Genomic DNA, 22,257 nt, shown 5'->3' with positions numbered 1-22,257 from the left:
TTTTTAAAGCTTTAAAATATCTAACGCCCTAACTAAACCACTCCGTTACAGTGAAAACTTTGTGCTTATTTGCTTACTAAGAACCCTATTGCGTATAGCCAAACAAGGGTTTTCAATAAGTATTCTCATGAGTATAGCGCCAGCTATAGCACCTGCCAGGCAAAGTAAAAACATCTCATAGCTATTTACCTCTAATTTGATTTGGCTTTGAATAACATGAATAATCATTTTGTGCAGTAGATAAATAGCGTAGGAGAGGAAGGCCAATCTGGCCGTAAACTTAGATTGCATTTGGTACAAAAAACAAGCTGGGCAAGCGGCAGCGGCTACCCAGCAACCATAGGCTATAGCTACCAGCGGAAAGCCATAAACAGATGCGGTAAAGGTGGTAGGCTCCTGGCAAATAAAGTAGGCTATAATAAGTAGCAACAATCCGGCTAGCAACAGGCTGTTAGAATAAGCATTGGCTATATTTTTTACATTAGGGTAAAAAGTGAAAAGGGCGGCTAAGCCCACGCCCATCAGCAATCCATCTAAACGGGTATAGGTAGGGTAGTACAGGTATTTGTACCAAGTAATTACACTCGTGTCAGTTTCGTAAGCTGGTGCTACATAATGCCACCAGTTCCAGGCTCTAAGCACACCACTGAGTAACCATGCCAGCAAAAGCAGGTATATAGCATTACGTTTTACATTAAAGTATTGGCATGCTATAATGAGCAAAGGCAGCAATAAATAAAACTGCTCTTCAATACACAACGACCAGGCATGGGTAAAAGTGCCTGTATGGCGTAAATCGAGTCCGAAGTTTAAAGTGAATGTTAAATACTTGGTTAAGGATGCCAAATGTTCTCTTTCTCTCAAAAAAGGAAAAGCCAGATATAAGCTTAATACCACCAGGTATGGCGGAATAATTCTAAAAAATCGTTTAATAAAAAACGCTTTCAGTAGTATAGGTTTATCCTGCTGTATTCTACTGAAAAGCTGGCTGGCAATTAAAAACCCACTCAGCACAAAAAACAAGTCGACGCCAGTCCACCCAAAGCCTACCAGGTTACTGTCTATCCAGTCGGGGTGACCAAATGACCGGTAATGGTAAAGCAAAACCAAAGTAATAGCTAAGGCTCTTAAGTGATCTAAGCCGGCCAGATGGTGTTTGTTGTGCATGTTTGGTTCAGGAAGCGTAAAACAGGTGTAAATTATCAAACTATTTTGTAAAGGGGAACATAACGAAGCGTAACTATTTCCATAAAAGTCAAATACACATTTATCTTTTTTACTACGAATTGTTTTTCGGAACGCATTACCTATATTTGCCACTAAAATTTTCATTTTAACAACATAATGAGAGAAATACAGTTCAGAGAAGCGCTTCGGGAAGCTATGAGCGAAGAGATGCGCAAGGATGATAAAATATACCTGATGGGCGAAGAAGTTGCCGAGTATAACGGTGCTTATAAAGTAAGCCAGGGTATGCTGGATGAATTTGGCGCTAAGCGTGTAATTGATACCCCAATCTCTGAGCTGGGCTTTGCAGGTATCGGTATTGGTTCGGCCATGAACGGTTTACGTCCTATCATCGAGTTCATGACTTTTAACTTCTCGTTAGTAGCCATTGACCAAGTAATTAACGGTGCAGCTAAAATCATGAGCATGAGCGGTGGTCAGTTCTCTGTGCCTATCGTTTTTCGTGGCCCAACTGGTAACGCCGGTATGTTAAGTTCACAACACAGCCAATGCTTTGAAAACTGGTACGCTAACTGCCCAGGCTTAAAAGTAGTGGTTCCATCTAACCCGGCTGATGCCAAAGGTTTATTAAAATCAGCTATCATTGATCCGGATCCGGTTATTTTCATGGAATCAGAATTAATGTATGGCGATAAAGGTCCTGTTCCTGAAGAAACCTACTATATTGAAATAGGTAAAGCCGCTGTAACCAAACAAGGTACTGATGTAACTTTGGTAGGTTTTGGTAAAATTATGAAAGTAGTGAATGCTGCTGCTGCCGAGTTGGAAAAAGAAGGTATTAACGCTGAGGTAATTGACCTACGTACTGTACGCCCTATTGATTATGCTACCGTAATTGAATCAGTAAAGAAAACTAACCGTATGGTGTTTATAGAAGAGAGCTGGCCTTTAGGCTCTATCGCTACCGAGGTTGCTTTCAAAGTTCAGAAAGATGCTTTTGATTACCTAGATGCACCTATTTTACGTATCATGGGCGGTGACGTGCCACTTCCATACGCTCCAACCCTGATTCAGGAATATTTACCAAATCCTGAAAGAGTAGTTAAAGCGGTTAAAGAAGTAATGTACGTTACCAAGTAATAGCTTATAAAATCTTTAAATATTAAAAAGCCTGCTGTTTACACAGCAGGCTTTTTTGTTGTTGTAAAAGCTGATTAGATCAGGAATACGTCTTGGTTTGCAATATAGCTGTAAAGCAATCCGTTAATAAAAGTATAAACAGGTGCTGTAAGCCGCAGGGTTCAACAATTTGTATAAACACAAAACTAGAAGTGGTAGCATCGGTTATTTACATGCAATTGAATTAACAACTGCTAAATAGAATAGCATGAAAGTATTAAAGAAATTTACAATACCTGCCTTGTTGAGCTTGTTCGTGATTCTCACTTCGGCAACACAGGCTGGTAAAGAAACAGAACGTATCCAGAAAGCTACTTCGGTGCTGCATGATTTCAGCGAAATGAAAGAAAGCATCCCGTCAGAATTATTACAAATGGCCGAAGGTGTAGTCATTATTCCGAAAATGATTAACGCAGGCTTTGGTATTGGTGGCAAGCGAGGCAAAGGCGTAGCTATGGTGAAACTGGGTAATGGCAAATGGAGCAATCCAGTATTTGTCACCTTTACAGGTGGCAGCATTGGCTTCCAAATTGGTGTGCAGGCAGTTGACCTGGTATTGGTTTTCAAGCATAAGGGCGTACTCACCAAAGTGAAGAATGGTGATTTTACCATTGGGGGTGATATTTCGGCTGCTGCTGGTCCGGTAGGTCGTAGCTCAAGCGCAAATACCGATTATAAGCTGGATGCCGAAGTGTATTCTTATTCACGCAGCAAAGGTTTATTTGCAGGCTTAAGTATCAATGGTTCTAATATCTCGATTGATAAAAGCGCGAATACTAGCTTTTACGGAGAAGGCACTACTTCACAAGCTTTATTCGAAAGTTCAAAAAATACCTCTGCTGATATAGCCGATCTCAAAAAAGCTTTATCAGCTATGTAATCACATACAAAAGCAATCATAAAAAAGGCCGGTATCCTGTAATTGGATCCGGCCTTTTTTATGATTTGATAATGTTTAATCTTTCTTTTTTGAAGAAGATGATTTTACGCAGTTCGGCACTGTTTTACCACTTTTCTCTTTAGTGCCTTTCTTTTCGTAACCTGACCAACAAGGGTCTTTCTTTTCTTTAGTTGCCATAATGTTTAGCTGTTTAGTTACTGTATTCAGGCAATTACCGTTCCAGTTTGTTTATATCACAACTTAGGGCTATCTATAGCTATTGTACTTAATTTTTGATAAAGGTAAATGTTGCGTTTTTATAAGCTGGTTTTTGTAGTTGTGTACGTAAGTTTTTAAAGCTTTGCAGCGGGCCTTCGGTGGCAAACAAGTTGGTCAACCAAGCCGGTATTGATCCTCCCGGATCTACCTGCAAGGTATATTCTACTTTAATTAAATCGTTGCCCGCCGGGGTAATTACCCACTGACCTACCGAATGGCTGATGCGTACAATGCCGTCTTTTGCAGGTACCATACCGGGTACCGCCGGACCATCAACCGTAACAACTTTAGTTTCCGGATTTTGGGTAACAGTTAAATGCGCCACAAAATCACGGTTTTGCACAGGCCAGGGTACACTAATTTCCGAGTAGTAATACAGCTCGGCAGGTGAAACCTGCTTAATTAGCGTGCAGCTTTTGGTATGATATACCCAATTGGTACAAGCTTTTACATCCAGCAAAGCGGCAACCAATTGACTGGTAGTGGCTTTAAATTCACAGTTAACTTTAAGGGCTTTAACCTTCGAGTATGATACTGAACGGCTATACACCTTAATGCCATCTTTTTCGGTGCTTAGTTTCCATTCATTTTGGGCTTGTGTTGATGTAATACCAAATAGTAAAAATAGAATCAAGGTAAGGTTAAGCTTCATGTATTGCTGCATAATTATTATTGAAGGAAGTTGTAAGCACAATAGGCTAGTAGCAATGTAATAGCTAATTTGTTTTTCAGCAGTTTGTAATTCTTGAACAATGCTTTAGCTAAAAGCTTGTCGATAGGCTACCATAATAGCCAGTCGGGTGGTGCGGTCTAAATCAAAATCTTCAGGCATTTCAGGGCGTTGTGGTAGCCCGTTTTTGAAAGTGATTGGGAACAAGGCAATAAAATCATTTAAGGCAATCTCGTCTTGCAGCCAAGGTGTTTGGTTATAAATCTCGGACAAATTAAATTCAAACTTTCGTACTTGGTAAGAATCCATGAAAACAAAGATAATACACACTGAACTCCTGAAAGGGGACTTTTTGAATAAAAAATGCTGTTGATGCCGTGCGTAAGCTTTATTTTTGCTGCCCTCTTAATCACTTGGAGATAAATTAGATATTGCATGACCGAACATCATATTCAAATAGCGCAGGAGCTTTCCATAGCTTCCAAACAGGTAACAGCCACGCTGGCTTTACTGGATGAAGGCGCTACCGTACCTTTTATTTCGCGCTACCGTAAAGAATTAACTGGCAGTTTGGATGAGGTACAAATTACCGCCATCCGCGACCGGGCACAACAGCTGCGCGATTTGGATAAACGCCGCGAAGCCATCTTGAAATCATTAACCGATATGGGTAAGCTTACCCCAGAGCTGCAACAGCAAATTGATGCTGCTGAAACGATGGTAGCTCTGGAAGATATTTATTTGCCTTATCGCCCTAAACGCAAAACGCGTGCTACTACAGCCCGCGAAAAGGGATTACAGCCGTTAGCCGATTTAATTTTGGAGCAAGGCAAAGGCAACTTGGCTGCCGAAGCACAAAAATATGTGGATGCTGAAAAAGGCGTAACCACCTTAGAAGAAGCCTTAGCCGGTGCCCGTGACATTATTGCCGAAACCATCAGCGAGAATGCCGAAGTGCGTGCCCAATTACGTGAGCTGTTTGTAGAGAAAGGCACTTTCCAATCAAAGGTAGTACCGGGTAAAGAGGAGCAAGGGCAGAAGTATAAAGATTATTTTGACTGGAATGAATCGGTAAAATCGGCCCCGTCGCACCGTATTTTGGCGATGCGCCGCGGCGAGAAAGAAGAAATTTTGTACTTGGATATTACGCCACCCGAAGATGAAGCTGTTGTATTGCTAGATCGTACTTTCGTAAAAACCAACAATGCCGCTTCCGACCAGATCAGGCTGGCTATTGCCGATGGTTACAAACGTTTGCTGAAACCTTCTATGGAAACTGAAGCCCGTTTGCTAACCAAAAAGAAAGCCGACGAAGAAGCTATACGTGTATTTACCGAAAATGCCCGTCAGCTGTTGCTGGCTGCGCCACTGGGGCGCAAGCGGGTTATGGCTATCGACCCAGGCTTTCGTACCGGTTGTAAGGTAGTGTGCCTGGATGAGCAAGGTAAATTACTAGAATATACCGCCGTTTTCCCACATACGGGCGCCGGTCAAGCCCGCGAAGCGGAAAAAACAGTAAAGCACTTGTTTGATACCTACAAAATTGAAGCGATTGCTATTGGCAATGGTACAGCTGGGCGTGAAACAGAAACATTTGTACGCAACCTGCACTTGCCGGGAGTAACCATTGTGGTAGTGAACGAAAGTGGCGCTTCCATCTACTCAGCATCTGAAGTGGCCCGTGAAGAATTTCCGGATAAAGATGTAACAGTACGTGGCGCGGTGTCTATCGGCCGTCGTTTGATGGACCCATTGGCTGAGTTGGTAAAAATCGATCCTAAATCTATCGGAGTAGGCCAGTATCAGCATGATGTGGATCAGAATAAGCTGCAAACCGCGCTGGATGATACGGTAATTAGTTGTGTAAACGCCGTAGGGGTGGAGCTGAATACGGCCTCTAAGCAAATTTTAGCGTACGTATCTGGCTTAGGTCCACAACTGGCGCAAAACATTGTGGATTACCGCAACCAACATGGTGCGTTTCAGCATCGCGAACAGCTGAAAAAAGTACCGCGCTTGGGTGATAAAGCTTTTGAGCAGGCGGCCGGTTTCTTGCGTATTCAGGGTTCTGATAATCCATTAGAGGCAAGTGGTGTTCACCCGGAACGTTATAGCCTGGTAGAGCAAATAGCGAAAGACAGCAATGCTTCTATCAGGGATTTGATGACTAATGAAAAGCTGCGTAAAAGCATCCCATTGCAAAAATACGTGTCAGATAAAGTAGGTTTACCTACCCTGAATGATATTATAGCTGAACTGGCCAAACCAGGCCGCGACCCGCGTGAAAAGTTTGAAGCCTTCAGCTTTACCGAAGGGGTGAATGAAATTAAAGACCTGAAAGTAGGCATGAAGCTGCCAGGTATTGTAACCAACATTACCAACTTTGGTGCCTTTGTAGATATTGGCGTACACCAAGATGGTTTAGTGCACCTGAGCCAGATTACCAACCGCTTTATCAAAGACCCAAATGAGGTACTGAAAGTGCATCAGCAGGTAGAGGTAACAGTAACCGAGGTGGATGTAAACCGCAAACGTATTTCATTAAGCATGAAAAAGGAAGAAGATAGCAGCGCTGCCAGAAAATCTATGCCATCAAATGCCAACAGCCGAAACAGGAAAGAACCTGAAACGGATATGCAGAGCAAACTGGCAGCGCTTAAAGCCAAGTTTAAATAAAACTTGGCTTTAGCTTCTTTACTCTAAAGTAATTTGCCTTTTTATACTTTCTTCTAATGAAATAAAGGTTTCTGTACGTTGTATGCCTGGTACGCTTTGTATGTGCTCGTTCAATACTTCGCGCAAATGATTGGTATCATGGCATACAATTTTTGCAAAAATGCTCCAGCCGCCAGTGGTATAATGCAGTTCAACAATCTCGTTAATTTCTTTAAGCTTTTTTACGGCCTCATTGTATTGTGAGCCTTTTTCCAGATAGATACCTAAAAAAGCGGTAACATCATAACCCAGCTTCTGTGGGTCAACTTCTAAGCTGGCACCTTTAATTACGCCCATTTCCTCCAGCTTCTTCATCCGAACGTGGATGGTGCCGCCTGATACAATTAAATCTTTAGCTATTTCCGTGTAAGGCGTAGTAGCATTTTTCATCAGGATAGATAAAATTTGGATATCCAAATTATCAATTTCTAAATTGTGAGGTTTTCTATGAGGCATAAATTTATAATTATGTATTTATATACAAGGATAATTAAAGATTGAATAAAAATGCAAATAATTTCTTGAAATATTTGCAAGAAATAGAGAGTTGGTTTAAATTTGTATCAAGCAAATGGGAAATATTTCCCAATCGTTCTTAAAAACAATACTGTTGGGTGGTGAAATTTTTGGCAGACACACCTCCTTGTCCCGGTGGCGGAGAGCATAGGAAACCCGAAGCGGGCTAACTACTCCATGAAGGTTCGATCCCTTCCCCAACAGCTCTTCTCATAATTTAGGTTTATAATTGGTTAGTAAAAGTCCCCCTGCCCATCAGGGGGCTTTGCTTTTTATAAGCATTTTGTTTGGCTAATCATAGTAGACTTGTTAATGAACAAAGGCTGTTTAAGCTTCTTAAATCATAGAGTTTATTCAAAAAAGCTCTGGTAATTTCAGCTTCTATCAATATTCTGCAACAAAACTGCTATAAAAGGTGGTTTGACATTATTATAACAGGCAAAAATTGCAGTAGCTGGTTAATCTTAGTTAAATTTGAGATACGATTTTTAAAAACCGATTATTATGCAACCATTTGCTATATTTCACGAACATCCGGATTGGTTTAAGCCCTTGTTTGCCGAGCTGGATAAAAAAGGTATTCCATACCAGTCTATCAACCCAACGCAACATCAGTTTGCTATTGAAGAAAAAGCACCACAGTTTTCATTGTTCTTTAATCGCATGAGCCCTTCGGCTTACCTGCGCGATGGTATTCAGGGTACTTTCTATACCTTAAATTATTTAAAGCATCTGGAGCATCATGGCATTCGGGTAATTAATGGTTACCGGGCTTTTACTTATGAAACCTCAAAAGCTTTACAACTAATTTTAATGCAGCAACTGGGCATTAAATATCCGAAATCGAGAGTAGTTAACCATACTTCGCAAATTGAAGCGGCTATTGAAGGCTTGCGTTTCCCGATTGTGATTAAAGCCAATATTGGCGGCAGCGGTGCAGGTATCGAGAAATTTAACTCCATTGAAGAGGTTCGTGAAGCTATAAAAAATAACCAGGTTGATTTTGGGGTAGATCATACCGCATTGGTGCAGGAGTTTATTCCAGCTCGTGGCGGCTATATTACCCGTGTAGAAACGTTAGGCGGCAAATACCTGTATGCTATACGTGTTTATACCACTGGTGAAAGCTTTAACTTGTGCCCGGCAGATATTTGCCAAACTACTACCGGACAAGATCTGGTACGTAACGCTTGTGCGCTGGATGCTCCTAAGAATGGCTTAAAAGTAGAGAACTTTACTCCATCAGCCGAAATCATTAAAAACGTGGAAACGATTATGCAGCAAAGCGGTATTGACGTGGGCGGCATTGAATACATGATTGATGATCGTGATGGTGAGGTATATTACTATGATGTAAATGCCTTATCAAACTTTGTGGCTGATGCTGTAAATGTAATTGGCTTTAACCCACATGAGCGCTTGGTGGAGTTTTTAGAGCAGGAAGCGGTAAAGAAAAGCGAAGACGTAGCAGTAGTATAATTGGGTAGCGGGTTACAGCTTGTTTGGCAACTCGCAATCATTAACACAAAACAGTATGAATTACGGATATTGGATGCCCATTTTTGGCGGATGGCTGCGCAATGTGGAAGAAGAGAACATGACCCCTACTTGGGATTATGTAAAGAAGCTGGCCATCAGAAGTGAGGAAATTGGTTTTGATTTGGCCTTGATTGCCGAATTGTACCTGAATGATATTAAAGGCGAGCAAGCACCATCATTAGATGCGTGGTCAACAGCGGCTGCTTTAGCTGCTGTAACGCATAAGCAAGAGCTTATGGTAGCTGTGCGGCCTACTTTCCATAATCCTGCGCAATTAGCCAAGCAGGCGGCTAATATTGACCATATCAGCAATGGTCGTATTTCGTTGAACGTGGTATCATCCTGGTGGAAGGATGAGGCCGAGAAATACGGTATTCAGTTTGAGCAGCATGATGATCGTTATGCGCGTACTGCTGAGTGGCTGGATGTGGTAGATAATGTTTGGAAAAAAGACCATTACAGCTTTAATGGTAAATACTACAAGGTAAACGATAATGTATTACAGCCGAAACCGGTATCGCAGCCACGGCCTAAAATTTATGCTGGTGGCGAATCTGAAGCCGCTAAAGACCTGATTTCATCTACTTGTGATGGCTACGTGATGCATGGCGATTCGCCTGAACTGATTGGCCGCCGTATTGCTGATTTACGCGAACGCCGGGAAAAGAAAGGCTTACCACCCATGACCTATGGTGTGGCCGCTTACAGCATCATCCGTAATTCGGAACATGAAGTACAAAAAGAACTGAAACGCATTACTGATGTACAGGAAGGCAGCTCAGGCTACAAAAATTACCAGCAATGGTTATCAGGTACTCAGTTAGAACAACGGGTTTCTTTAGAAGATTATTCAGTATCTAACCGGGGCTTACGTACCGGATTAACCGGCACGCCTTGGCAGGTACAAGATCGTATAGCCGAATTTGAAAAAGTAGGCGTTGATTTCTTCTTACTGCAATGCAGCCCTCAACTGGAAGAAATGGAGCGCTTTGCCGAAAACATTATTGAAGCTCAAGTAAGCTAATTTCATCATATAGCATAAGAATGCCACAGGATCATATTCCTATGGCATTCTTGTTTATAAGCTGTTTTCTTGGAGTTTCAAACTTGTAAAATGTTCAATAGTGTAATATATATAAAGGTTGGTAGCATAAAAATTACTTTTATCCTTCTATCTGCGGTAAAACGTTTATTCGCTTTTAATGTTAAACCTTTTATAATAATATTCATCCTATTTATAAATAATAGAAACTATGAAAGCACTTAAAGTTTTAACCATCGCTTTAGCAGCAACTTTAGCCTGGGGTAGCGCCAGCGCGCAGCATCACCGTCGTCATCGCGTTATTGTGAAACACCGCCGTCATCATGTGGTAGTGGTACATCACCGTCACCACATGTAATAGCATAAAAAAAGCTGGTTTAACAAAACCAGCTTTTTTTATGTAAGTATATTTTATTGCTTTTACAGCTTGCGTTTTACTTCTACATTTTCGTAAGCTTCCACAATGTCGCCTACTTCAATGTTGTTGAAGTTCTGAATATTTAAACCACACTCGTAACCTTGGTTTACTTCTTTCACATCATCTTTAAAGCGTTTCAGTGAGGCCAGTTCGCCAGTGTAAATTACTACACCATCACGTATGATGCGTATTTTACTATTACGGGTAATTTTACCATCCAGTACCATACAACCTGCAATAGTACCCACCTTGCTGATTTTGAAAGTTTCGCGTATTTCTACGTTAGCCACAATCTTCTCTTCAAAGGTTGGTGCCAGCATGCCTTCCATCGCGGTTTTAATTTCGTTGATGGCATCATAGATGATGGAGTACAGGCGGATATCAATTTCTTCCTGCTCGGCCAGTTTACGGGCACTGCCTGAAGGGCGTACCTGGAAACCGATGATGATGGCATCAGAAGCTGAAGCCAGCAATACGTCTGATTCGGAAATCTGACCTACAGCTTTCGAGATAATATTAACCTGGATCTGGTCAGTTGATAATTTCAGCAATGAATCTGACAACGCTTCGATAGAACCATCCACATCACCTTTTACAATGATGTTCAGTTCCTTGAAGTTACCAATTGCCAAACGACGGCCAATTTCATCCAGCGTAATGTGTTTCTGTGTACGTAAGCCTTGTTCGCGTTGCAGTTGCAAACGTTTGTTGGCAATGTCACGAGCTTCCACTTCACTTTCCAGTGAGTTGAATTTATCACCTGCGGTTGGCGCACCGTTCATACCCAATACTTGTACCGGGGTTGATGGGCCAGCCTCGCTTACACGCATACCGCGCTCGTTGGTTAATGCTTTTACACGTCCGCTATAGCTACCGGCTAATATAGCATCACCTACGCGTAAGGTACCTGATTGTACCAGTACGGTAGTTACAATACCTCGGCCTTTATCCAGCGCAGCTTCAATTACGGCACCTACGGCACGTTTTTTAGGATTAGCTTTCAACTCAAGCAACTCGGCTTCAAGTAGTACTTTTTCAAGCAACAGGTTAACATTTAAACCTGATTTGGCTGAAATTTCCTGAGCTTGGTATTTACCACCCCAATCTTCAACCAAAATATTCATAGTGGCTAATTGCTCGCGTACTTTATCGGCATTAGCACCTGGTTTATCAATTTTGTTAAAGGCAAAGATAATAGGAGCACCGGCAGCCTGCGCGTGGTTAATCGCCTCGCGGGTTTGCGGCATTACGCTATCGTCTGCAGCAATAACAATAATTACAATATCAGTTACCTGAGCACCACGGGCACGCATAGCGGTAAACGCTTCGTGACCTGGCGTATCCAAGAAGGTAATTTTACGTTTATCTTCCAGCGTTACTTCATAAGCACCAATGTGCTGAGTAATACCACCTGCTTCACCGCCAATTACGTTAGTTTTGCGGATAAAGTCAAGCAATGAAGTTTTACCGTGGTCAACGTGACCCATAATGGTAACGATTGGCGCACGTGGAACTAAAGTATCTGGTGCATCCGGTTCATCCAGATTGATCTCTTCTTCATCAGGTTTCACAAAATCAACCTGGTAGCCAAACTCGTCGGCCACAATGGTCAATGTTTCAGCATCCAACCTTTGATTGATAGATACGAACATACCCAGGCTCATACAGGTTGAAATAACCTGCGTAACCGATACGTCCATCAATGAAGCCAGTTCATTAGCTGTTACGAACTCTGTAACCTTCAATACTTTGGATTGCAGTTCTTGTTCCAGTGCTGCTTCCTCAGCCGATGCGGCTACATCATCACGTTTTTGACGGCGGAATTTAGCCCGCTGTGCAAATTTGCCAGATTTACCGGCACCGCTCAAACGAGCCAGTGTGGCTTTAATCTGGTCTTGTATTTCTTTCTCAGTTGGTTCTTCTTTAGGCGTACCCGCTGGTGCAGCATTACGATTGCCAAAGCCCGGACGGTTATTATAACCGCCTCCGCCTTGACCTGGACGATTGCCACCAAAGCCGCCCTGACGGTTGCCACCTTGTTGGAAACCACCACCCGGACGATTGCCGCCCTGGCCTTGACCAGGATGACCTTGGCCTCCACCTTGTTGCGGTTGTTGGCCCTGACCTTGCTGAGGGTTGTTGTTATGATTGTTGTTACCCGGTGGGTTATCTTTACGTTTACGCTTACGTTTTTGATCGGCAGCGTTCGAGTTAGATGATGATGCCACAGGCTGGTTACGACGGTTGTTTTCAACCGGTAACTGAATTTTGCCAATTACGTTAGGCCCGGTTAGGCGTTCTGCTTTCGCACGTATTACATCATCTTCTGGCGGCGTTGCGGCAGCTGATACCGGTGCAGCTGGTGTAACAGGTGCCGAAACTGGCGCTTTTACTTCTGGTTGTGCTTGTGGCTGTGGAGCCGGCTTTTCAACAACCGGAGGTGTAACAGGTGCAGTAGGGGCTGGTGCTGCCACTTCTGGTTTAGCTTCAACTTTAGGCTCGGGCGCAGGGGCTGGTGTCACTGGCTTTTCAGCAACAGGTGCCGGAGCCGGTTTAGGCTCAGGAGTAGCAACAGGTGCCGGAGTTGGTTTTACTTCTGGCGTAGGTGTAGGTGCTGGTGCCGCTGCTGGTTTTTCAGCTACAGGCTCCTCTTTTACTGCCGGACGTGGCGCTGGCTTGTTCAGGCTGTCCAGATCAATTTTGCCTACTACCTTTACACCTGGCAAATTGCCTTCATGCCTTTGCTCCTGCGGCTTGGCCGTAGTAGGGTTAGGTCTGTCGGCAGCATAGTTGCCCGCATTTTTAATTAAAATTTCATCACGGTCAAAGTCTTTAGAACGATGATCGGATGGCTTGTCAGGAACAGAACCCGGCTCATCACGGCGTATCTTGCCGATGTTGATTTGCTTGGCTTTTTCCTTCTCGTCCTTGTCGGCAGAAAATTCCTTCAATAAAGCGGCATACATGTCGCTATTCAGCTTAGCCATAGGTTGTTTTTCTACCTTGTAGCCTTTTTTAGCCAAAAAGTCGACAATGGTATTCATACCAATGTTGAGTTCTTTTACTGCCTTAATTAATTTTATGCTTTTGTCTTCTGACATTTAATATTTGTTTCTCTGCTTATTGTATTCAAAAATACGAAATTTTATTGGCAAATTCAGTTTATTCGAATTCAGCCTGCAGAATTGATATAACTTCTTTTATAGTTTCTTCTTCTAAATCTGTACGTTTCACCAATTCGCCTATGCTCAGGCTCAAAATAGATTTTGCTGTATCTAAACCAACACGTTTAAGCTCATCAATAATCCAGCCATCTATTTCATCTGAGAACTCTTCAAGGTCCACATCTTCTTCCTGCTCGTCGGCTTCACGGTAAACATCAATTTCGTAACCCGTTAATTTACCAGCCAGTTTGATGTTATGACCACCACGACCTATCGCCAATGATACCTGATCGGGCTTTAAATAAACCGCTGCGGTTTTCTTTTCATCATCCAGTTTAATGGAGGTGATTTTGGCTGGCGATAAAGCACGCTGAATATACAATTGAATATTGTTGGTATAGTTGATAACGTCGATGTTCTCGTTTTTCAACTCACGTACAATACCGTGTATGCGTGACCCTTTCATACCCACGCAGGCACCTACCGGGTCAATACGATCATCGTATGATTCAACAGCTACTTTTGCGCGTTCGCCCGGTTCCCGTACAATTTTTTTAATGGTAATCAGGCCATCAAAAATTTCAGGTACTTCCAGTTCAAACAGGCGTTGTAAAAACTCAGGTGCGGTACGTGAAATGATGATCTTAGGATTGCTGTTCATCATATCAACCTTACTCACTACAGCTTTTACGCTGTCGCCTTTTTTGAAATAGTCGGCTGGTATCTGCTCACTTTTAGGTAGCAGTAGTTCATTGCCTTCATCATCCAGCACCAGGGTTTCTTTTTTCCAAACCTGGTACACTTCGCCAGAAATGATTTCGCCTACGCGGTCTTTGTATTTTTTAAAGATCTCGTCTTTTTCCAGCTCCAGAATTTTAGATACCAAAGTTTGGCGAGCTGCCAGAATAGCACGGCGGCCAAAGCTCTCCAGAGTGATTTGTTCTACATACTCTTCGCCTACTTCCAAATCTGCATCAAATTTATGAGCTTCGGCTAATTCAATTTCCAGATCATCATCTTCTGAAAAGCCGTCTTCCATTACGGTACGGGTACGCCATATTTCCAAGTCACCATTGTCGGTGTTTACAATTACGTCGCAATTTTCATCAGTGCCATACTTTTTACGAATCATGCTACGGAATACATCTTCCAGCACGCTCATCATGGTAGGCCTGTCAATATTTTTGAAATCTTTAAACTCCTGAAAAGATTCAATTAAATTAATACTGCTCATTTTATTTAAACGATATTAAAACTTTTGTTTCTATAATACTATCCGTCGGGATGGCGCTTTCCACCACTTCGGCCTTTTTACCTTTCGGTTTAATTCTTTCTTCAAGCAATACATGGTCGGTCAGCAAGGCTAACAGTTTGCCCTCGCGTTTGCCGCCATCGGTAGTTTTAATGCTCACCTGCCGGCCTATGTTTTTTTGAAACTGGCGTGGCAACGTAAGCGGGGTATCTATCCCTGGCGATGAAACCTCCAGCGTATAAGCATCAGCTATGGCATCTTCCTCTTCCAGTTGATGGCCTACATAACGACTAACTTCAGCACAGTCGGCTACGCCAAGCCCTTGATCGCCATCAATTAAAATAAGCAGTTTTCCGCCACTATGCATTTTAACGCTTACCAAAAACAAGTGAGGTTTTTCGGTCAGCTTTTCTTCTACCAGTTCGGTTACTCTTTGTTCAATACTCGTCATTACATGCTCCAATCCATCGCAATAGATGGGTAAATAAAAAGAGGGGACATATTTGTCCCCTCTTTTGTAAAAGCAAATGTATAAATAATATTTTATAAGTGCAAATGTAAGCGGTTGATTAGTGCGTAGTTGGATAATGAATTAACCGAAGTAAATAATTACATGCCTTTAGGCTTACTATCCAGCAGTTAAAGGAGCTTAACACCAAGTAATGGCTTGACCTATTATCAGTTAATATTTTCTATAAACGTTATAAAGCACATTCAAATCCAATTGGGTAAGCTGTGGGCTGGTATCAGTTTGAATAAAGTGCAGTTTAAAGGCCCGAATAGCATTGGTTAAGTTAGAAGTGTCATAACCCATCAGACGTAAGGCAATAGCCGGGTCAAAATCGGCAGGGGCGGGCTCCAGTACCTCATCACTCCAGTAACCAAAGCCATGTTCGGCCAGTGTTTTCCAGGGAAAAAAGGCACTAGGGTCGGTTTTACGGCCGGGCGCTATATCTGCGTGGCCAATAAAATTAGCGGTAGGGATATTGTACGTTTTTTTTAATCGCGCCAGCAACAGCATCAGGCTTTTAATTTGTGCATCGCTAAAAGGTTCAAGGCCATTATTGTCCAGTTCAATACCGATAGAACAACTGTTCATATCGGTAACATTGCCCCATTTGCTTACACCCGCATGCCACGAACGTAGATAGTCATTCAACATGTGTACTACCGTACCATTGCGGCCAATTACATAGTGCGCGCTTACCTGGGTGCTTACCATAGTAAAAGTTTTTATGGTTTGCTGAATGGAATCTTGCGCAGTATGGTGAATAATCACGTAGTTAGGCTTACGCAAATTGAAGTTGACCGTACTCATGAAACTGGATGGGATGGCTGCGCCTGTACTGTCATTTAGTACAACGGGCTGCATCTGCTTGGCTACATCTAAAAAGCTATCTAACTGCGATTGGTAAACTTTTTTAACATCCGGTACATTAGCTACCACCGGTTTACGGGTTTTACAGGCAGTAAAAGTGGTCAGAATTATTAAAATATATAAATAGGGCCTAAATTTCATCATGAGTTTATATGTTCAACCAGCGGGTTGAAGCTGCTAATGTAAATAAAGTATTTGGCAGGGCAGTATGCAGATGTAATTGCAGATTGGTACAAGACACTACTACAATCGTGATTTAGATGTTTTTCCTGAATCCAGGATATGCAGGTATTTGATGTCATGGTCGTGGCTAACGTGCTGTACAGCGTAGGTTTGGTAAATAGGTTCCTGATCGCTAGCTGTAGCTACATCCACATAAAAAATATTGTTGCTCATTTGTACCTGTTGTATGTTGTTGAAATTCATCAAGGCCTCCATAGGTGCGCCACTTCCCTTAGGATGACGGTATATGATGTTGTTGGTTAATCGAGCTAAAGCAGCAGGCTTAAAGGTTAGGATTAATCGGGTGTCAGTTATTGTATTCCGATCAAATACGGGCAGCACTAAATCTTCAAAGTGTAATATGCCTCCTGAATTATCTGCCCCATTTTTATACCCTTGCATGATAGAGTTGGTAGCACTAAGGGTACAGCCATAAAAATTAAGCCCCCTGGATAAATTATGCGATATGTTAATGAGCTGACTTCTGGTTAAAACTATAATAGCATGTTCGAAATAAACATCATGATTGCTATAATCTAGTATAGAATCGACAAAATCAAGTTGGCCAATAAAGGTGGCTTCTCCTTGTGGATTAATTTGGCAATGATTGAAAGTTATGTGATTAATTAGTTCAGAGGGATAAGTATTTATACCACCTGTTCCTAATCTGACTTGGTTAGGATTATTTGGCAATCGGCTATTAAAATTGCAATTAGTAAAGGTGCACTTTGAGCGACCCCATGCCATTAGGTAAATACACTGAAAATTTTGGACATTCAAGGCAGTTGCCGTTACCTCAGCATCTATACCTTCAATATGAAATGTACGGTCGTAACCACTAATGGTACAATTGCTTACTTGCAAATACACCCGATGATCACTTTTAAGTGTGTTGAACCCCTCAACGCAAATACCACACCTGCTGGCATAATTGTTATAGCTTGATGGATTATAGGCATTAATATGGCAGTTGGTAATGGCAGAGTGACTTTGCCGGCGGGTAGGTCTTGACGTTTCCAGGTTGGTTTGGCACAAGTATATGCCGTCGCCAAAACTGTCAAATTCATTTTCCAGCCGAAATTTGCCGCCTACATTCTGAAAGTTCAGGTTTTGGAAATTAGCATACACAAAGTTATAGGTACGCGTGCCCGACCCTTGTATGTTTTTAAAATGGCAATTGCTGATGTTAACCGTAAAGATATCTTCCGCTACGACCGCATGTATTCTTTTTATAGCGCTAATGTTAGGTTCAGTAAATTGAGGGTTAGGCACACCACCATCAAAATCCAGATTATCGATAAAAACACCAGTACCTTGAGTGTCTGTACCTGCACTTGTAAAAAAGCGTATCAGGTTCACTTCACTTGATGCGGATGTAACAAGAGGCGAGGCTTTAATCAAGGCGCCATTGCCTTCTATAATCAAATGAAAGTTATCGGGAATATCAAGCGCAATTACCTGATCAAAACGGTAGGTGCCTGGTGCTAACCTTACTTTAGTATGCGTATGAATAGCTGTTTCTATAGCTTTTTTTATTTGTGGTGCTGCATCAACGCTGCCATCAGCTTTAGCACCGAACCAGTTTGCCTCAACCGCATCACCAACTATTCTTTTCCAAGCACCACTGGAAGGTGTATGGTCAACTGCCGGTCTCAGTATTGTACCACCGTCATCAGGAGCTATTGAGCTATTCTCCCAAATAAAAAGGCCCTCACCGCCATCGCCTTGCATAGCACAGCCTTGTACAAAAATAGTATCGGTGTAAGCCGTACAATTACGTAATGCAGAATAATCGGATAAGTTAATCATGTATTTGTATGTTCAACCGGCAGGTTGAGCGCTACTAATGTAAACAAAGTATTTAGCAGGTTTTGGAGAGCAGATTAACAATTTAGCTACATTTAAGTACATAGCTATTGCTTTTCATGAAGGCATATTTTGTACAATATGATAAATAGGTGACTATCTTATATGTACAGGTTATTTTGAAGTTTTAGTAGGCCCGTTCCAATCCGTTAATAGTACGGTTATACCTGCAAGCGCGGTAAAGCCCAAATTAAACAATAAGGTTTTTTTATCTTTTCTAAAAGGCTTTAAAAAACTTTGTAGTGCAAATTGTCCTACGTTAAACGGATCAATTTTGCCATGTACCGGAAACGGAATAAGCGGTTTTACCGCTACAGGATGGTCGGTAAGAGCAACGTAAATTAACAATGCTAAACCTTCTGCCGCATAAGTATTTCTTACAGTTTTCTTTAAGCCTAATATGGATGGTAGAGTAAGTAAGCTGCCTACTAAAGCATAGTCAATCAGGCCATGCATTTTAGGAGAAATAGGTTTTGCATTCATAAAGCACGAATTAAATAGTGTATTTTAACCTACAAACTTGAATCACTAAACGTATTACCCTGCCGTATATCGCCGGTTTCGTAGCCTTTTTTAAACCAGTACATGCGTTGTGCGCTGGTACCATGTGTAAATGAATCGGGTTCTACACGGCCCTGGGTTTCCTGTTGCAAGCGGTCATCACCTACAGCGCTGGCAGCGCTCAAGGCGCTTTCAATATCCTGCTGGTTAATTACCCCTTTCATACTTTGTTCATAATGGGCCCATACGCCGGCATAAAAATCGGCCTGTAATTCCACTTTAACCGACATGCGGTTGCGTTCTTCATCGCTCATGTTCTGTTCGGCTTGTTCTACCTTATTTGTAGTGCCTAACAAATCTTGCACATGGTGCCCAACCTCATGCGCAATTACGTAAGCCCGCGCAAACTCGCCCGATGCACCTAGCTTGTTTTGCAATTCATCAAAAAAAGATAAATCCAGATATACTTTCTGATCGCCTGGGCAGTAAAAAGGTCCGGTTGCCGACTGTGCAAAGCCACAACCTTCGGTATTAACACCACCACTGTAAAAATGCAGAATAGGTTCTTTATAGCTTTGACCCATATCGCTGAATAGCTTGTTCCAAATGTCTTCCGTATCAGCCAGCACCACGCGCGAAAACTTCATCTGGTCATTTTCATCCTGCGTTACACGCTGGTTTTGTTGCTGGCCCTGACCTTGGTCGGTACCGCCATTCAGCATTTGCGTAGGGTTCACACCGGTAAACATATAGATAATAAGGCCGATGATGCCTACAATGCCACCACCTACAGCCATACGGCCACCACCACCGCCGCTACCTTCTTCTACGTTATCGCTTTCGCGTCTGCCCATCCATTGCATGAGTATCTGATATTTAATGTTAGTGCATAACAGGAGGTTGGCAGGGTTTGTTTTTGTGGAATAGAAACAAGAACCGAGAGCCAAGAACCAAGATGTTGGGATAGTTCTTAGTATGCAGTAGTGCAATAGCTATATTAATTTTAGCACTCGATGGCCTGGTTGCTTTTTTCTAGGTTCTCGCTTCTTAGCTCTTGGTTCTTGTTTATATTTCCACTAATGTATATTTGCGTCTATGTCAGAAAAGAAAGTAAGAGTGCGCTTTGCGCCAAGTCCGACAGGTGGTTTACACCTGGGCGGTGTGCGTACCGTATTGTTTAACTACCTGTTTGCCAAAAAGCATAACGGCACTTTTGTGCTGCGTATTGAAGATACCGACCAAAACCGCTACGTAGAAGGTGCGGAAGAATACATATTTGAATGCTTGAAATGGTGCGGTTTGAATGCTGATGAAAGTGCACAGGTAGGTGGCCCTTTTGCGCCTTATCGCCAAAGTGAACGTAAATCATTGTACCGCGAGTATGCGGAAAAACTGGTGCGCCAAGGTCATGCTTACTATGCTTTTGACACACCCGAAGAACTGGAAAAACAACGGGCTACAGTCCCGAACTTTCAATATGGCATGGCTTCCCGCAATAGTTTGCGAAACTCATTGGCTTTGCCGGAGCATGAGGTAGAGCAACTTCTGCAAGCAGGCACGCCGCATGTAATCCGCATCAAAATGCCGGAAGACGAAACCATCAGCTTTACTGACATGATACGCGGTCATGTAAGTTTTGAAACCAACCAGGTAGATGATAAAGTGCTGCTGAAAGCCGACGGCATGCCTACTTACCATTTAGCGGTGGTAGTAGATGATTTTCTGATGCATATTTCGCACGCTTTCAGGGGGGAGGAGTGGCTGCCTTCGGCACCAGTGCATTTGTTGTTGTGGGAATACTTGGGCTGGAAAGCCGATATGCCACAATGGGCGCATTTACCTTTAATATTAAAACCGGATGGGCATGGTAAGTTAAGCAAACGCGATGGTGCCCGTTTGGGTTTCCCGGTATATGCTATGAGCTGGACTGATCCTAAAAGTGGCGAACTAACGCCAGGTTTCCGTGAATTGGGCTTTATGCCGGAAGCTTTCAATAACTTACTAGCCTTATTGGGTTGGAACGATGGTACCGACCAAGAAATATTTACGCTGGATGAACTGGCCGAGAAGTTCTCGATGGACCGGGTAAGCAAAGCTGGTGCTAAATTTGATTTTGAGAAAGCCAAATGGTTCAATGCCGAGTGGATTAAAAGAGCTACCGCCGAACGTTTGTTAGGTGATGTAAAAGCGATATTGGCAGATAAAGGCCTCGCCATAACGGATGATGCGCAACTGCTGAAAGTAATTGAACTGGTGAAAGACCGTTGCGTGCTGCTTACTGATTTTTATGAGCACAGCTGGTACTTCTTCAAACAGCCTGAAAGCTACGACCTCAACGCGGTAAAACCTAAGTGGACCGACGCGAAAACTGAGATGTTTAAAACCTTTATTGCACAGCTGCAACAAGCTGAAACTTGGGAGGCCACTGAGCTGGAAACCAATTTCAAAGCGTTACTTACCAAAAAGGGTTTTAAAATAGGCGATGCTATGTTGCCATTCCGTATTATGCTGGTAGGTGGCAAGTTTGGCCCCCATGTGTTTGATATTGCTGTACAGCTAGGTAAAGCTGAAGTAATTGCCCGCATTGAAAAAGCATTAGCAGCCTTTGCGTAAGTTCTGCTTGAAATGAAAAAGGTTATCCTGATTACCGGCGCATCATCGGGCTTGGGTTTAGCTGCTGCCCGTGCGCTGGCTGCGCAGGGACATAGGGTATATGGTACGGCGCGTCATCCGGAGCAGATGCAGGAAAATGCCTTTAACCTGATTTTGATGGATGTTACGGATGATGCCTCGGTGCAACACGCGGTAAACCTGATTATCAAAGCGGAAGGCCGGATTGATGTATTGGTTAATAACGCGGGTCTGGCTTTTGCCGGACCGTTGTACACCATGCCTGTTGCCTATGCACAGCAGCAGTTTGAGGTTAACTTTTTTGGGGTGGTGCGGGTAAGCAGTGCCGTATTGCCAAGCATGATTCAGCAGAAGAGCGGGTTGGTGATTAATATCAGTTCGATAGCAGGCTTGTTGGGTGTGCCTTATCATGGTTTGTATAGTGCATCTAAGTTTGCTGTAGAAGGTTATTCGGAAAGCCTGCGAATGGAGCTGAAAAATACAGGCGTTAAGGTTGTGGTCGTTAATCCCGGAGATTTTAAAACATCGGCCACTATCAACCGTCAACATGTGGCAAGTACGTTAAATCACCAGCAATTAAATGCAGAAAGTGAAGCCGCCATTGCCCGTATGGCTGCCGATGAAGCCAAGGGTTCCCACCCCGACCTACTAGCGGCTTTGATTTGTAAAATTGTAAAACAGTCCCATCCGGCACAACGATACTTAGTAGGCGCTATCGGGCAAACTATAGTACCCACCTTAAAAAAGATATTACCTGCTGCTGTATTTACAAAGTTGCTGAGTGCTTATTATGGTATCAAGTGAAGCAAATTACTTA

20 protein-coding genes are annotated in these 22,257 nt (G+C 42.7%); 8 read left to right on the top strand and 12 right to left on the bottom strand.

Going from position 1 to position 22,257, the window contains the following annotated elements:
- Nucleotides 1-45: 45 nt before the first annotated feature.
- Nucleotides 46-1,167 carry an acyltransferase family protein gene (locus tag HH214_RS08475; RefSeq protein WP_169606912.1) on the bottom strand — a complete coding sequence of 374 codons (1,122 nt, stop codon included), beginning with the start codon at nucleotides 1,165-1,167 and terminating at the stop codon, nucleotides 46-48.
- A 177-nt stretch (nucleotides 1,168-1,344) separates the two neighbouring features.
- Between HH214_RS08475 and HH214_RS08470 the strand changes: the two genes are divergently transcribed.
- Nucleotides 1,345-2,328 carry a pyruvate dehydrogenase complex E1 component subunit beta gene (locus tag HH214_RS08470; RefSeq protein ID WP_169606911.1) on the top strand — a complete coding sequence of 328 codons (984 nt, stop codon included), beginning with the start codon at nucleotides 1,345-1,347 and terminating at the stop codon, nucleotides 2,326-2,328.
- Between the two features lie 247 nt (nucleotides 2,329-2,575).
- Nucleotides 2,576-3,247, top strand: a complete 672-nt coding sequence (locus HH214_RS08465; RefSeq protein ID WP_169606910.1) for a lipid-binding SYLF domain-containing protein — start codon at nucleotides 2,576-2,578, stop codon at nucleotides 3,245-3,247.
- A gap of 75 nt (nucleotides 3,248-3,322) precedes the next feature.
- Here HH214_RS08465 and HH214_RS22225 read toward each other — a convergent pair whose 3' ends face one another.
- The 3 genes from HH214_RS22225 to HH214_RS08455 all read right to left on the bottom strand — a co-directional run bounded on the left by HH214_RS22225 (nucleotide 3,323) and on the right by HH214_RS08455 (nucleotide 4,505).
- The gene (locus HH214_RS22225; RefSeq protein ID WP_256367691.1) at nucleotides 3,323-3,445 is read right to left on the bottom strand and encodes a hypothetical protein; all 123 of its coding nucleotides are present in this window, start codon (nucleotides 3,443-3,445) and stop codon (nucleotides 3,323-3,325) included.
- Nucleotides 3,446-3,533: 88 nt separating this feature from the next.
- On the bottom strand, nucleotides 3,534-4,178 hold the full coding sequence (locus HH214_RS08460) for an START domain-containing protein (RefSeq protein WP_169606909.1): 645 nt from the start codon (nucleotides 4,176-4,178) through the stop codon (nucleotides 3,534-3,536).
- Between the two features lie 105 nt (nucleotides 4,179-4,283).
- Nucleotides 4,284-4,505, bottom strand: coding sequence for a hypothetical protein (locus HH214_RS08455; protein WP_169606908.1), 222 nt, complete (start codon nucleotides 4,503-4,505; stop codon nucleotides 4,284-4,286).
- 126 nt (nucleotides 4,506-4,631) lie between these two features.
- Here HH214_RS08455 and HH214_RS08450 point away from each other — a divergent pair, with 126 nt between their 5' ends.
- The gene (locus HH214_RS08450; RefSeq protein WP_169606907.1) at nucleotides 4,632-6,872 is read left to right on the top strand and encodes a Tex family protein; all 2,241 of its coding nucleotides are present in this window, start codon (nucleotides 4,632-4,634) and stop codon (nucleotides 6,870-6,872) included.
- An 18-nt stretch (nucleotides 6,873-6,890) separates the two neighbouring features.
- Here the strand turns inward: HH214_RS08450 and HH214_RS08445 are convergent, their stop codons facing one another.
- A complete protein-coding gene (locus HH214_RS08445) occupies nucleotides 6,891-7,367 on the bottom strand; it encodes an Lrp/AsnC ligand binding domain-containing protein (RefSeq protein WP_169606906.1) in 477 nt (158 codons plus the stop codon).
- A 564-nt stretch (nucleotides 7,368-7,931) separates the two neighbouring features.
- Between HH214_RS08445 and HH214_RS08440 the strand changes: the two genes are divergently transcribed.
- The 3 genes from HH214_RS08440 to HH214_RS08430 all read left to right on the top strand — a co-directional run bounded on the left by HH214_RS08440 (nucleotide 7,932) and on the right by HH214_RS08430 (nucleotide 10,366).
- A complete protein-coding gene (locus tag HH214_RS08440) occupies nucleotides 7,932-8,906 on the top strand; it encodes an ATP-grasp domain-containing protein (protein ID WP_169606905.1) in 975 nt (324 codons plus the stop codon).
- Nucleotides 8,907-8,961: 55 nt separating this feature from the next.
- Complete coding sequence (locus HH214_RS08435; RefSeq protein ID WP_169606904.1) at nucleotides 8,962-9,990, top strand: LLM class flavin-dependent oxidoreductase; 1,029 nt, start codon at nucleotides 8,962-8,964, stop codon at nucleotides 9,988-9,990.
- A 229-nt stretch (nucleotides 9,991-10,219) separates the two neighbouring features.
- Complete coding sequence (locus tag HH214_RS08430) at nucleotides 10,220-10,366, top strand: hypothetical protein (RefSeq protein WP_169606903.1); 147 nt, start codon at nucleotides 10,220-10,222, stop codon at nucleotides 10,364-10,366.
- Nucleotides 10,367-10,428: 62 nt separating this feature from the next.
- Here the strand turns inward: HH214_RS08430 and infB are convergent, their stop codons facing one another.
- The 7 genes from infB to ypfJ form a co-directional block, all read right to left on the bottom strand.
- Entirely contained in the window at nucleotides 10,429-13,527 is a 3,099-nt protein-coding gene (infB, locus tag HH214_RS08425; protein WP_169606902.1) for a translation initiation factor IF-2, read from the bottom strand.
- Nucleotides 13,528-13,588: 61 nt separating this feature from the next.
- Nucleotides 13,589-14,824: a transcription termination factor NusA gene (gene nusA, locus HH214_RS08420; protein WP_169606901.1), complete on the bottom strand. Its 1,236-nt coding sequence runs from the start codon at nucleotides 14,822-14,824 to the stop codon at nucleotides 13,589-13,591.
- 1 nt (nucleotide 14,825) lies between these two features.
- The gene (rimP, locus tag HH214_RS08415) at nucleotides 14,826-15,293 is read right to left on the bottom strand and encodes a ribosome assembly cofactor RimP (protein ID WP_169606900.1); all 468 of its coding nucleotides are present in this window, start codon (nucleotides 15,291-15,293) and stop codon (nucleotides 14,826-14,828) included.
- Between the two features lie 231 nt (nucleotides 15,294-15,524).
- Nucleotides 15,525-16,361, bottom strand: coding sequence for an N-acetylmuramoyl-L-alanine amidase (locus HH214_RS08410; RefSeq protein ID WP_169611087.1), 837 nt, complete (start codon nucleotides 16,359-16,361; stop codon nucleotides 15,525-15,527).
- A 102-nt stretch (nucleotides 16,362-16,463) separates the two neighbouring features.
- A complete protein-coding gene (locus tag HH214_RS08405) occupies nucleotides 16,464-18,251 on the bottom strand; it encodes a glycosyl hydrolase family 28-related protein (protein WP_169606899.1) in 1,788 nt (595 codons plus the stop codon).
- A 171-nt stretch (nucleotides 18,252-18,422) separates the two neighbouring features.
- Complete coding sequence (locus tag HH214_RS08400) at nucleotides 18,423-18,791, bottom strand: hypothetical protein (protein WP_169606898.1); 369 nt, start codon at nucleotides 18,789-18,791, stop codon at nucleotides 18,423-18,425.
- 29 nt (nucleotides 18,792-18,820) lie between these two features.
- Nucleotides 18,821-19,672, bottom strand: coding sequence for a KPN_02809 family neutral zinc metallopeptidase (gene ypfJ, locus HH214_RS08395; protein ID WP_169606897.1), 852 nt, complete (start codon nucleotides 19,670-19,672; stop codon nucleotides 18,821-18,823).
- A 232-nt stretch (nucleotides 19,673-19,904) separates the two neighbouring features.
- On the opposite strand from ypfJ, the gene gltX reads away from it, so the two are divergent.
- Together gltX and HH214_RS08385 are read left to right on the top strand one after the other, a co-directional pair.
- Nucleotides 19,905-21,422, top strand: coding sequence for a glutamate--tRNA ligase (gltX, locus tag HH214_RS08390; RefSeq protein WP_169606896.1), 1,518 nt, complete (start codon nucleotides 19,905-19,907; stop codon nucleotides 21,420-21,422).
- A gap of 12 nt (nucleotides 21,423-21,434) precedes the next feature.
- Nucleotides 21,435-22,244 carry an SDR family oxidoreductase gene (locus HH214_RS08385; protein ID WP_169606895.1) on the top strand — a complete coding sequence of 270 codons (810 nt, stop codon included), beginning with the start codon at nucleotides 21,435-21,437 and terminating at the stop codon, nucleotides 22,242-22,244.
- Nucleotides 22,245-22,257 lie beyond the last annotated feature (13 nt).

This window comes from Mucilaginibacter robiniae (assembly GCF_012849215.1).
Taxonomy (GTDB): domain Bacteria; phylum Bacteroidota; class Bacteroidia; order Sphingobacteriales; family Sphingobacteriaceae; genus Mucilaginibacter; species Mucilaginibacter robiniae.
Note: the sequence above shows the minus strand (reverse complement) of the source record. Positions and strands in the feature narration are given on the sequence as shown.